This is a genomic window from Flavobacterium sp. ov086 (assembly GCF_900187965.1).
Lineage (GTDB): Bacteria > Bacteroidota > Bacteroidia > Flavobacteriales > Flavobacteriaceae > Flavobacterium.
The window spans coordinates 1-12,542 of record NZ_FZNL01000027.1 but is presented as its reverse complement, the minus strand read 5'-3'; the positions used below and the strand labels follow the sequence as shown (position 1 = coordinate 12,542).

The 12,542-nt window shown below is 32.4% G+C and carries 15 protein-coding genes; 14 read left to right on the top strand and 1 reads right to left on the bottom strand.

Annotation, left to right across the window (positions count from 1 at the left end):
- Nucleotide 1: 1 nt before the first annotated feature.
- The 14 genes from CHB81_RS22665 (at nt 2) to CHB81_RS22595 (ending at nt 11,913) form a co-directional block, all read left to right on the top strand.
- Nucleotides 2-556, top strand: coding sequence for a TerD family protein (locus CHB81_RS22665; protein WP_089354116.1), 555 nt, complete (start codon nt 2-4; stop codon nt 554-556).
- Nucleotides 557-560: 4 nt separating this feature from the next.
- On the top strand, nt 561-1,169 hold the full coding sequence (locus CHB81_RS22660; RefSeq protein WP_089354115.1) for a TerD family protein: 609 nt from the start codon (nt 561-563) through the stop codon (nt 1,167-1,169).
- Nucleotides 1,170-1,175: 6 nt separating this feature from the next.
- Nucleotides 1,176-2,264 (top strand): toxic anion resistance protein, encoded by a 1,089-nt coding sequence (locus CHB81_RS22655; RefSeq protein ID WP_089354114.1) that lies wholly within the window; start codon nt 1,176-1,178, stop codon nt 2,262-2,264.
- A gap of 21 nt (nt 2,265-2,285) precedes the next feature.
- Nucleotides 2,286-3,254 (top strand): hypothetical protein, encoded by a 969-nt coding sequence (locus tag CHB81_RS22650; RefSeq protein ID WP_089354113.1) that lies wholly within the window; start codon nt 2,286-2,288, stop codon nt 3,252-3,254.
- Nucleotides 3,255-3,266: 12 nt separating this feature from the next.
- Nucleotides 3,267-3,818 carry a TerD family protein gene (locus CHB81_RS22645; RefSeq protein ID WP_089354112.1) on the top strand — a complete coding sequence of 184 codons (552 nt, stop codon included), beginning with the start codon at nt 3,267-3,269 and terminating at the stop codon, nt 3,816-3,818.
- Nucleotides 3,819-3,838: 20 nt separating this feature from the next.
- The gene (locus CHB81_RS22640; protein WP_089354111.1) at nt 3,839-4,498 is read left to right on the top strand and encodes a TerD family protein; all 660 of its coding nucleotides are present in this window, start codon (nt 3,839-3,841) and stop codon (nt 4,496-4,498) included.
- Nucleotides 4,498-4,911, top strand: coding sequence for a hypothetical protein (locus CHB81_RS22635; RefSeq protein WP_089354110.1), 414 nt, complete (start codon nt 4,498-4,500; stop codon nt 4,909-4,911). The genes CHB81_RS22640 and CHB81_RS22635 overlap by 1 nt, the downstream gene beginning before the upstream one ends.
- Before the next feature lie 13 nt (nt 4,912-4,924).
- Nucleotides 4,925-5,563, top strand: coding sequence for a VWA domain-containing protein (locus CHB81_RS22630; RefSeq protein ID WP_089354109.1), 639 nt, complete (start codon nt 4,925-4,927; stop codon nt 5,561-5,563).
- A 162-nt stretch (nt 5,564-5,725) separates the two neighbouring features.
- Complete coding sequence (locus CHB81_RS22625) at nt 5,726-6,361, top strand: VWA domain-containing protein (protein ID WP_089354108.1); 636 nt, start codon at nt 5,726-5,728, stop codon at nt 6,359-6,361.
- Between the two features lie 2 nt (nt 6,362-6,363).
- Nucleotides 6,364-6,852 carry a hypothetical protein gene (locus CHB81_RS22620; protein WP_089354107.1) on the top strand — a complete coding sequence of 163 codons (489 nt, stop codon included), beginning with the start codon at nt 6,364-6,366 and terminating at the stop codon, nt 6,850-6,852.
- A 252-nt stretch (nt 6,853-7,104) separates the two neighbouring features.
- The gene (locus CHB81_RS22610; RefSeq protein ID WP_089354105.1) at nt 7,105-8,157 is read left to right on the top strand and encodes a TerY-C metal binding domain-containing protein; all 1,053 of its coding nucleotides are present in this window, start codon (nt 7,105-7,107) and stop codon (nt 8,155-8,157) included.
- Nucleotides 8,158-8,161: 4 nt separating this feature from the next.
- Entirely contained in the window at nt 8,162-9,568 is a 1,407-nt protein-coding gene (locus tag CHB81_RS22605; RefSeq protein WP_089354104.1) for a PP2C family serine/threonine-protein phosphatase, read from the top strand.
- A gap of 2 nt (nt 9,569-9,570) precedes the next feature.
- A complete protein-coding gene (locus CHB81_RS22600) occupies nt 9,571-11,082 on the top strand; it encodes a helix-hairpin-helix domain-containing protein (RefSeq protein WP_089354103.1) in 1,512 nt (503 codons plus the stop codon).
- Between the two features lie 30 nt (nt 11,083-11,112).
- Nucleotides 11,113-11,913 carry a DUF475 domain-containing protein gene (locus tag CHB81_RS22595; RefSeq protein ID WP_089354102.1) on the top strand — a complete coding sequence of 267 codons (801 nt, stop codon included), beginning with the start codon at nt 11,113-11,115 and terminating at the stop codon, nt 11,911-11,913.
- A gap of 332 nt (nt 11,914-12,245) precedes the next feature.
- Here the strand turns inward: CHB81_RS22595 and CHB81_RS22590 are convergent.
- A partial coding sequence (locus CHB81_RS22590; RefSeq protein ID WP_141130446.1) for an integrase core domain-containing protein occupies nt 12,246-12,542 on the bottom strand: 297 nt, incomplete at its 5' end.

Below are 12,542 nucleotides of genomic sequence, written 5' to 3'. Positions count from 1 at the left end.
TATGGCTATCAACTTACAAAAAGGACAGCGCGAAAATATAAACGCTCCAAAATTTACAATTGGTTTAGGATGGGATACAAATAATAGCACCACAGGATCAAGTTTTGACCTTGATGCATCTGTTTTTATATTAGGTGATAACAGAAAAATTTTATCTGATTCTCATTTTATTTTTTACAATAACCTTAAATCTCCGGATGAGGCGGTTATTCATACAGGGGATAATTTAACTGGAGATGGTGACGGAGATGATGAACAGGTAAAAATCGACCTTACCAAAATAAACCCGGCTGTAAAAGAAATTTGTATTGTTGTAACGATTCATGATGCTGTAAGTAGAAAACAAAATTTTGGACAAGTTAGAAACTCGTTTATTCGAATTGTAGACGAAAGCAATAATGCCGAAATAGTAAAATATGAATTAGAAGAAGACTTCTCTATAGAAACTGCTGTTGAATTTGGAAGAATTTACAATAAAGACGGGCAATGGAAATTTGAAGCAATGGGTGTTGGAATGAAAGGCGGATTAGAAGATTATTTAAATAAATATAACTAAAAACATGGCAATTAACTTAGAAAAAGGACAACGTATAAATCTTGAAAAAAGTAATGGTTCTAAATTACAAAACATTTGTGTTGGTGTAAATTGGGGCGCAATTGAGAAAAAAGGTTTTTTTGGAACTAAAAAAGAAGCGGTAGATTTAGATGCAAGTTGTGCCGTTTATGACGACAAAAAAAATCATATCGATTCTGTAAATTTCAGAAAATTAATTTCAAACGATCGTGCTATTAAACACAGCGGAGATGATTTAACTGGAGATTTAAATGGAGACGACGGTTTAGATAACGAAGTAATTACTTTAGATTTTTCGCAATTATCACCAGCAGCAAACCATGTTGCATTTTTTATCAATAGTTTTAGAGGGCAGGATTTTAAAGATATACCTTTTGCTTCTATCCGTATCTACGAAGGAACACCTACAAAAGTAAGCCAGGAATTTGCACGTTTTGATGTGGCAAACGATGCGACTTTTGCCGGAAACGTTTCTATGGTTTTAGGTGTATTTTATAAAAGAAATGAAGAATGGAAATTTAGTGCAGTTGGAGTTCCAACCAGTGATAAAAAGTTAGAACAGACTATCGTTACAATTCAACAAAATCACCTATAATTTAAAATGGAAGAAAATCAATTAATTACTCAGGAAAATACCGCTTTGATTGACAAAGATGGTAATGTGAATTTAACTTCAATCTCAGAAGCTGAAGTAAATAATTTCAAATCAATTTCGAACCAGTTAAACGAAAATGATGCGAATTCGATTTTAAACTATGGAGCCGAAATTCAAAATTCGATAGCTAAACAAAGTGATACTTTCTTAACAAATGTTAGAACATATAACTCTGGGGAAGTAGGAACTTTGATCAATGATTTATTGACAGAATTAAATTATGTTGATGTAGATCAGCTTGATCAGGGACCGTTTAAAAGATTTCTTTCTAAAATTCCGTTACTGAATAAATTAGTAATAGATGTAAAAAAATTATTCCAGCAATATGATAAGATTACCGTTAATATTGACAAAATCAGTAATAAGGTAAAAGCCGGAATGATCAATTCTGTAAAAGACAACAGTGCACTTCAAACCATGTTTGACGGAAATGTTGGCCTTATAAAAGAAATGGAAAAACATATCATTGCAGGTCAGATTCGTTTTAAAGAATTAAACGAAGAACTTGCTGTAATGGAAGGAAATCCAGCTCAACATCAGGATTATCAAATTTCAGATAAAAGAAATTTTATCAATCGTCTTGACAAACGTTTGGCCGATATGAAAATTGTTCGTTTCATTATGTTGCAATCTTTAGCGCAAATACGTGTGGTTCAAAACAACAACACATCAATTGCCGAAAAAGCACAGTCTATCCTGACTACAACAATGCCAGTTTGGAAAAACCAACTTACTCTTGCTGTAGCACTTCAAAGACAAAAACAAAATATTGAAGTACAGCGAAGAGTGTCTGAAACTACTAATACCATTTTACAGAAAAATGCAGAAATGCTAAAACAAAATAGTATTGAAGTAGCCAAAGAAAATGAAAATACAGTCGTTTCATTAGAGACATTAAAAATGACGACTAAATCATTAATAGATACTTTAACTGAAGTAAAACAAATTCACGAACAAGGTACAGCAACCCGCAGACAGCTTGACGAAGGATTACAAAGCCTTGAATTAGAATTGAAAAAAGGGGTTATAAGTTAAAAAGAATAAGGTATTAACGGAATGCAGCAAGAGGAAGAGGAAAGGTACGTTCAGATAATAAAAGATAGTAACAGAAAGCTTGTGGTTTTAAAATTGTTATCCAATTTTTTTAACCACAAGGATTTTGTTGGCGTTTTGGTAAGGACAAAAGTAATCCATTCCCTTTTTCAAAAGAACCAATCATTAGACATTAATAAACTGGAATTGTTTCATATTCAGTATACAAATAGTCTGATTGATTTGTTTCAAAAGATAAAAAAATCTAAAGAACAGCAGTATACTCTCATTTCAGATGAAATATATATCAACGGAGATATAATTTCGAAAATGAATTTTGAAATAGGAGAAGAAAAATTCTCTGATCAAACAAAAGAGCATGCCCAAAAAATGTCTAAAAAAATTGAGCAGCTGTATCAGATTTTTGCAACAGATAGTAATAGTTTTTTTGACTGGAATGATATAATGTCTTTTTCTGATGGAATTAAATCAGAATATTACAGAGAAATTAATATCGACCAATATGAAAAACTGACTGCTGCCAATAAGAAAAATTATGAAAACAAGTACGTTAAGTTTGAAAAGAAACTCTTAGGCCGGCTTAATATACTCAATTTTAAGATTAAATTTTTATGCGGCTTAGTTTGTAATAATGAGATTATTGAGGTGTATGAATTTAGAGATTCTAACGACAAATTTATTTTTGTTGGAAACGAAAAATCTTTTTCTCTCATCGAAAATGATATGGAAAAAGTAGTAAATCTTTCAAAAAATAATTCGGCCAAAGAAGAAATTATTGCGCAGTTGAAAGATAAAAATACTTTGCTGGAATTAGAATTAAGTACAATTAAAACCACTCTTCCGGAAAGTGTGCAAGAGGTTTTAAAAGATTATTTAAATAAAATATCGTCTGTCGACTTTTTAGAAGATTTACAAAACGTCGACGAGCAAACGAATATTTTAAAAACAATGTTGAATATTAATATTAATTAAAGAATAAATAAAATGGCAATTAACTTAGAAAAAGGTCAAAGACAAAGTATTGACGCACCAAAATTTATTGTAGGACTTGGCTGGGACAGTAACTCAAGTAATACAGGTTCAGATTTTGACTTAGATGCTTCAGTTTTTTTGGTTGGTGCAAATGGCAAAATTCCAAATGACAACCATTTCGTTTATTACAACAATCTAAAATCTCCTGATGGAGCCGTAACTCATACTGGAGATAACTTAACAGGAGCGGGAGATGGAGATGATGAAAAAATACAAATCGATTTATCTACAATATCTCCGGATGTTCACGAAATTTCATTTGTTGTAACAATTCACCACGCCGAGACAAAAAGACAAAACTTTGGACAGATTAGAAATTCATATATCAGAATTCTGGATCAAACCAATACAGAATTAGTTAAATATGAGCTTGATGAAGATTTTTCTATAGAAACCGCAGTAGAGTTTGGAAGAATTTATAAAAGAAATAATGAGTGGAAATTTGAAGCAGTTGGTATTGGAATGAAAGGCGGCTTACAAGATTATTTAAATAAATATAATTAATTTAAACCCTATTAAAAACTATGGCAATTAACTTAACCAAAGGACAAAAAATTGATTTAAGAAAAACAAGCGGCGAAACATTGACAAATTTCTGCGTTGGTGTAAACTGGGGAGCAATCGAAACCAAAGGATTCTTAGGATTATCAAAAAACGTAGTAGAAATCGACTTAGATTTGAGCTGTGTGCTAATTGACGATCAAAATAAACTTTGTGATCATTTATATTCTCCGTTATACAGAGTAGAAGTATTACAGCAATTTGGACTTCCAAAAGGTAAATTGCTTAGTGTTGATGGAGCTTTAAAACATACCGGTGATGATCTTGCAGGAGATACAGGCGGTGATGATGGTTTAGATAATGAAATTATTACAGTTGACCTTTCTAAAGTTGATGCAAAAGTTAATCAGATATTTTTCTTTTTAAACAATGCAGGAAAAGAAGATTTCTCTCAAATTCCTTATGCAAAAATCAGAATGTACGAAGGTACTCCAACGCGAGTAATTTCAGAATTCGCTTCGTATAATGTTTCTGCCGATTCACAATATGTAAACAAACGTTCAATCATTATGGGTAAACTTTACAAACGTAATGGAGAATGGAAATTTAGCGCAATTGGAGACCCAACAGATGATACTTTTTTAGGACAGACTATTCATAAAATTGTTCAGTCTTACCTGTAATGCAAATCAAAAACATAGAAGGACTAAGAGTTTCGCAAGTTAGAGATCTGGTTCATCAAGGTGGGAAATTTGTAGTATTTCCATACACGGTTTCATTTATATTAATGACTCTGAAAAGAAGTTCTGATATTTATTTTATCAGACCTGACGAAAATACTTTTAAGTATTCTTACGGATATGTATTTCTAAATTTAATTATTGGATGGTGGGGAATTCCTTGGGGACCAATTTACACAATTGGTTCAGCATATCATCATGCAGTTGGAGGCAAAGATTTGACCCAGGCAGTTATGAGTCACTTAACGCACCATGATCCCGAAGCCAATACCAATACATATAATATCAATGGTATCGAAAGCTCTAATCAGGCAGGCGATAGTAACGAAACACCAATCTACAATATTCCTGTATAAATAAATTTTTACCATGAGAAGACTGCCTGTATATTTAGTATTAGACACATCCGGATCAATGACCGGCGAGCCTATTGAAGCTGTTAAAAATGGCGTTCAAATGATGATTAGTTCGTTAAGACAAAATCCGCAAGCTATTGAAACTGCTTTTTTAAGCGTGATAACCTTCGATACTACAGCGCAGCAAATTATTCCGTTAACAGATTTAGCCTCTTTTCAAATGGTTGATCTTAAAGCGACAGGTGTAACCGCGCTTGGAGAAGCATTAAGATTAACAGCACAAAAAATAGAAACTGAAGTTGCTAAAACAACAACAGAACAAAAAGGAGATTGGAAACCATTAGTGTTTATTATGACTGATGGAATTCCTACTGATAATTGGGAAAATGGACTTAATGAGTTTAAAAAAGCAAAAGTAGCGTTTACAGTTGCCTGTGGTGCAGGCGGAGGTGCCGATACTGCAATTTTAAAACAAATTACAGATAATGTAGTCAGCCTGGATACTGCGGATAGTGCTAGTATTGGCAAGTTTTTTCAATGGGTAACCGCTTCAATTGGAGTAACTTCAACAAAAGTTGAAGATTTTGGTAAAGAATTTACAAATTTTAAAGAATTACCTCCGCCACCGTCTGAATTAAACATCGTAGTTTAAATTTCAGAAAGGCGGAGTTTTATAATACCGCTTTTTTAATTAATTTTTTTATATTACGTCTTTTTGATAGAAGTTATACGCATTAACTATGCTTATAAGTTTCTGCCAAATAGTTTTGAGTATTAGGTAATTTCGTTTATTAAATCATTTTCTTTAAAGTATATGAGAAGACTACCAGTTTATTTTTTATTAGATACATCAGGTTCGATGTATGGCGAGCCAATTCAAGCTTTAAATAATGCTTTAAGCGGAATGATAAATACATTACGTTCTGATGCTCAGGCGTTAGATTCTCTTTGGATCAGTATAATAACTTATGATAGAGAAGTAAAAGAAATAGTGCCGCTTACAGAGCTGGTTCAGTTTCAGCTTCCGGAAATTACTTGTCCGCAAAGTGGCCCTACAAATACAGGAGCCGGACTTGATTTTGTTATTCAAAAAGTAAATAAAGAAGTTATAAAAGGATCTGCAGATCAAAAGGGCGATTGGAAACCATTGCTTTTTGTTTTTACTGACGGAAAACCTTCTGATATACAGTTTTACAGAGAAAAAACAGCCGAAATACGAAACATGAGTTTTGGAGCTGTTGTAGGATGTGCCGCCGGACACATGGCCAACGATGATATTCTAAAAGAGTTGACAGATAATGTAGTGCATTTAGCATCAGCTGATAGTTCTACACTGAAACAATTTTTCAAATGGGTTTCAGAAACCATAGAACAAGGAAATAAAAGTCAGAGAACTGGCGAAAGCGTAACATTGCCACCACCGCCGAGCGAAATAACAGTAGTAATCTAGTTATGGAACTGCTAGGAACCCTGATCACGATTATTAGTATAATTGTGCATATAGTTCAAAAAGTAAATCAATCGTCGTATGGCAACGATAATGGCAGAAGTTCTTATAGAGATGTAACTTATGAAGTTGTTCATGAATTTACACCGCAGGAAAAATTAGAAAACATGAATATTGACAGTTTAAATATTTGTTATAAAACTGCCGGGATAAGTGGCTTTTCTACTGAAAACGCAAAACGGACTCTGCTTAATAGTTACGCGCAGAATGATTTTTATATAGATGATGTTATTGTACGTCAAAATTGTATATATATAAAAGTAATGCATGCAATTCCGTATAATGGTAGAAATAAATGTTACGGCGCTTCTTTTTCCATGAATTTTATGACTGTAAACAATGGCGTAGCTGTTTATGGATCAAAAAAAATCAATACCGATGAAGAACTAGTTTTTAAAGAAATCGCTAACGAATTAATAAACGCAGTTTCATAATGTATTTTTTAAAGATATTTATTCAAATACTAATTGTCGGGTTGTTTTTGTACTCCAAACTATTGCCTTACAAAGACAAATTGAATCCACAGTACAGAAGTATTTTTGATTTTTTCAATAGTATTTTTTCGCCCATATTCAATTCTCTAAAAACAATGATAAAACCTTTTCAGGTTGGAGTAGGTTTAGCGGTCGATATGACCCAGATATTGCTCTTAGTTATTTTTTTAATGTTATTAAATTTCCTTTAAAATGAGAAGATTACCTATATATTTTTTAATCGATATTTCGGAGTCAATGGTTGGAGAACCAATCCAGCAGGTTGAAGAAGGATTAGCTACCATAATTCAGGCTTTAAAAACAGATCCGCATGCACTTGAAACCGTTTTTGTTTCGATTATAGTATTTGCTGGACAGCCAAAAACATTAGTTCCCTTGCAAGAAATCGTGAGCTTTTATCCGCCAAAATTTCCAATAGGAAGCGGTACATCATTAAGCAAAGGCCTGGGACATTTAATGCATGAATTAAGAACCAATATCGTTAAAACAACTTATGAGGTAAAAGGCGACTGGAAACCAATTGTTTTCTTATTTACAGATGGAGTTCCTACTGATGACAGTCAGGCAGCTATAAATGAATGGAAACAAAACTGGCAGCGAACAGCCAACTTAATTGCGATATCTTTTGGTAGCGAAACAGATACAAAATTATTAGGCGAGCTTACAGAAAATGTACTTCATTTTAAAAATACCAATGTACAATCGTACAAAGAGTTTTTTAAGTGGGTAACAGATTCAATTAAAACAAGCAGTATAAGCGTAGAAAACAATTCAAGTGGTTTTGAATTGGCAAAATTGGATGGAGAAACACTTTCGAAAATAGATTTAACCAAAGAAACTCCAAACCGACAATATGTTGATGATAATTTTGTGGTTTTAAACGGAAAATGCCAAAATACAAAAAGGCCTTATTTAATGAAATACCGAAAAACCATTGCAGAATCTATCTATGCAGGTATCGAATTATCGTCTAAAAATTACAAATTAGTGGGTGCTTATCAAGTTGATAATTCTTATTTTGAATTAGCCGATTCCGGAAATTTCAGCAATAAAGTCAATACAGATGAACTTATTGGCGGACCAACCTGTCCATGCTGTGGTAATCAAATTGCTTTTGCCGTTTGTGTATGCGGCAGTATACATTGTATTGGCGATGAAGATATAAGCACTTGTCCTTGGTGCAACAATCAGGGAAGTTACGGCTGTGGTGAAGGCGGATTTGATGTAAACAGAACTCAAGGATAATTTCATGGAAGAGACTAAAAGATATATTCAGTCTTTTTTATCACAAAAGAAAATTGATATTTCTTTAGATAAAGTGGCCTTATTTGAGGACTTTGCATCTAATGAAAAAAATGTCAATGCAGTAAAAATAATTCGGGAAAACCAAAAAATGATTATGCAGAATTGGATATTGAAAAACAGAATCGATGATATTTTGACCCAGACTGTCTCGATACCAAATGGCACAGTAAACAAAAAATATTTGGCAAAGATTGATTTCAATACTTTGGGTTGGAATGATATTATTTCTTTTGAAATTAAAGGTTTAGAAAATACTGGTCTTGAATTTAATAAGAATGATGAATTAATTGGAGTTCCAGAAATAAGTGGAGATTTAAAAATAAAACTATTATTTAGAGTTCAAGACGAAGCAGAAGATTCAGTTTTAAATGAAAAAATAATAACACTTATTGTAAATCCAGATCCAAAATCATTGTGGAAGAATCTTGAAAACGATAAAAATGATCCTTTCTCGAAACCGGATAATGAAGCCGTTGCGGCTAAATTTTTAGATAAAAATATTGTAATAGCATCAAAACGAGGAAGAAGCCATGCAAATGTCGGCTCATTTAGAGAAGACGATTTTGCATTTAAAAACTTTAAAGAAATAGGTTGGAGTGTTCTAGCAGTTTCTGATGGAGCAGGTTCGGCAAAATTATCAAGAAAAGGATCGAATTTAGCCTGTAATTCAGTTATTCAATATTTTGAAGAAAATTTGAAAGCAGAAAATCTAAAAGAATTTGATCAGGTTTTGGTTGATCATCATAATAAGGTAAGTGAGGAAACATCAAAAAAAATCAGTCATTTTGTTTATCAAAACCTTTCAAAAGCAGCTCATTTTGCGCATCAAAAAATAGAAGAATTTGCGATAGAAAACAAAACTGATTTAAAGAATTTTCACGCTACTTTAATTTTTGCTTTGGTTAAAAAATATGATTTTGGATATGCCGTTCTAACATTCGGAATTGGTGACTGTCCAATTGGATTATTAAATAAAGACCTAACGGAAATAAAATTAATGAACTGGCTTGATGTTGGCGATTTTGGCGGCGGAACGCGTTTTATTACCATGCCTGAAATTTTTCAAAATGATAAATTTTCGACGCGATTTGGTTTTAAATTGGTTGATGATTTTTCTTATTTAATGCTAATGACAGACGGAATTTACGATCCTAAATTTGTAGTTGAAGCCAATTTGGAAAAAGTCGAAAAATGGAACGAATTTCTGGAAGACTTAAAAGGAAAAAATGAAGATGGAATTAAAGTTGATTTTGATCCGGAAAACCCTGAAATTGCAAACCAGCTTTCGACCTGGATGGATTTTTGGAGTCCGGGAAATCATGACGACAGAACCCTTGCTATAATTTATTAAGTATGAGTACGATTACAGTAAAATCTATTAATGACAACGCAAAATCATATCAGTTTGTAGATAATGGCGAACCTATGCGCGGTGGTGTAAAGGATGTTTATTTTAGTCCCGATAGAAAATATGTAGTAGCAATTTTCAGAGAAAAACTAGATTTTAATCAAAAAGAAAGACTTCAAAGAATAACAAATAAATATTTAGTTCAAATTCAAAACGGAGATGCAGGCGATTATTATCTAAACGAAGTGTACAGATGGCCAACTGATGTTATTGAACATAACGGATTAACGGGGATCATTGTACCTATTTATGATTCTAAATTTTTCTTCAAAAAAGGATATGAAACTAGCGATTTAATTCAAGGAAAAGAAAAAAACGGAAAATGGTTTGCAGGTCCAAAATTTAGAAATCTGCATTTTCCGCTTAGAGTAGCCAATGCAGAGTTAGGCGATTGGTTGAGTTATTTCCAGGTTTGTGTTAATTTAACCCGCGGTGTAAAAAAAATGCATGCAATGGGATTGGCCCATTCTGATTTGTCATATAATAATGTTCTAATAGATCCAATCAACAAATCGGCTTGTATGATTGATTTGGATGGACTTGTAGTTCCGGGTTTATTTCCGGCCGAAGTAATTGGAACAGCTGAGTTTATAGCTCCAGAAGTTCTTTCGACCAAACATTTAAATAAAACAGATCCAGATAGAAAATTACCAAGCAGATTGACCGATTTGCACGCACTGCCGGTTTTGATTTATATGTTTTTATTGCACAGACATCCCTTAAAAGGAGGAAAGGTACATGATCTAGATACCGAAAAAGACGATTTGTTATCGATGGGCGCAAAAGCAATGTTTATAGAACATCCAACTGATCCCACAAACAGACCAAAACTCAATCAGGTTTCTAAATGGGATTTACCTTGGGCCGATATAACCAAATTGCCGTATGCCATTACAGGTCCGTATTTAAAAACCTTATTCGATAAAGTTTTTATAGACGGATTACACAACCCTATGCAAAGACCAACTGCCGAAGAATGGGAAATTGCATTATTGAAAACAACTGATTTAATGCAGAAATGCCATAACGCTTTATGTGAACAAAAATGGTATGTTTTTGACAACACAAATACACCAAGATGTCCGTTTTGTAAGACGGCTCACAAAGGCACGCTTCCGATTTTAGATCTCTATTATCAGTTTCAGGAAACCGTCTGGAAGCCCGAGAATCATAGAGTAATGGTTTATAACGATCAATATTTGTGTCAATGGCATGTTAATCGTAATATTGCCCGAAATGAAAAATTGACGGCAGAACAAAAAGTGCCCGTAGGTTACTTTACTTTCTATAATGATAAATGGGTATTTGTCAATCAAAAACTGAGATCATTAAAAGACGTTACCGAAGACAAAGAAATTCCTATCGGCACAATGCTTGAGCTTACAGATGGTAAAAAAATACTACTTTCAAAAGAAGAAGGCGGAAGAGTTATAGTAGTTACAATGGCCAATAAATAATTTAAAATCTAACCTAATTAATATTTAAAAATGAACGAATTAATTCTTCACATTAGCACACTATGGCAAGATATAATCAGCCATCCAGGAGCATCATTAGCGATTATTGGAAATCTAATAATTATTGAAAGTTTACTTTCAGTTGATAACGCGGCTGTTTTGGCTACAATGGTAATGGACTTGCCACAAAATCAAAGGGATAAAGCACTAAAGTATGGTATTTGGGGCGCTTATTTCTTTAGAGGATTGGCGATGATTTTTGCTGCTTTTCTAATAAAAATTTGGTGGCTTAAACCATTAGGAGGATTGTATTTATTGTACTTAGTGTATGATTACTGGAAAAGTAAACAAACTGAAAATGAAGATGATGATACAATAGACAAAGAAAGTAATTGGCTATATAAACTCACAGTTGGATCGTTAGGTACTTTTTGGGCAACAGTATGTCTTGTTGAATTAATGGATATGGCATTCTCTATTGATAATGTTTTTGCAGCTGTAGCTTTTACACCCAATATTATTTTAGTTTGTATCGGTGTTTTCATAGGTATTTTGGCAATGCGTTTTATTGCGCAATGGTTTGTAAAACTAATGGAGAAATATAATTTTCTTGAAACTGCGGCTTTCGTAGTAATTGCAATTTTAGGTATTAAATTAACTTTATCTCTAGTGGAGCATTTTTATCCTGAAAGCGCATTTAGTGTTTTCTTAGGTAGTCATACTGCTGATATTGGTATTTCTGTTTTGACTGTAGCAATTTTCTTTATACCTATTTTAACTTCAACATTTTTTAATTTTCCAAAAAAGAATTTAGTTTCTTCTAATGATTAACTTGTGGTGTTGTTAAAATATACCTTATATATTGTATATGTTTTTTAAACTAAAAAGTTTAAAATTATTATTTATAAGATACCTTTTTAGTTAAAAAATGGAATGAAAATGTACTTATCCTTTTTATTTCTTAAGTCATAATATTTTAAAATCTAACAAAATTAACAGATATCCAAAGTGTGATTTAGAAAAGAAACTTTTGATTTTTGTATTCAGTAAGGAGTAGATTCAATTTTTAAATTACAATAAAAGGTTAGATAATTTAGATAAGTTTTTAATTTTAATGTCTCGTCCTAAAAAAACGACACTGATTATTAGATAAAAATAATTAATTAAACAGTTGCAAGAACGTTCTTGCAACTGTTTTTGTTTTTATAGGTTCTTATTTGGATTTGATTTTGACAATGCATTTGATTTGGTGTTAGCATATGATTAGAATAATGTGGTCTTTGTTCATTGTAAATATTGATCGATTCTTTTATAATTTGTTTTGTAATTTTTATTTTTTGATGATATTTATCGATCATAAATTCTTGTTTTAAAATTCCATTAATTCTTTCTGCTACGGCATTTTCATACGGGTCTGAGTTTTGGGTCATACTGCATAAGACTTTATTTTTGATTAGTTC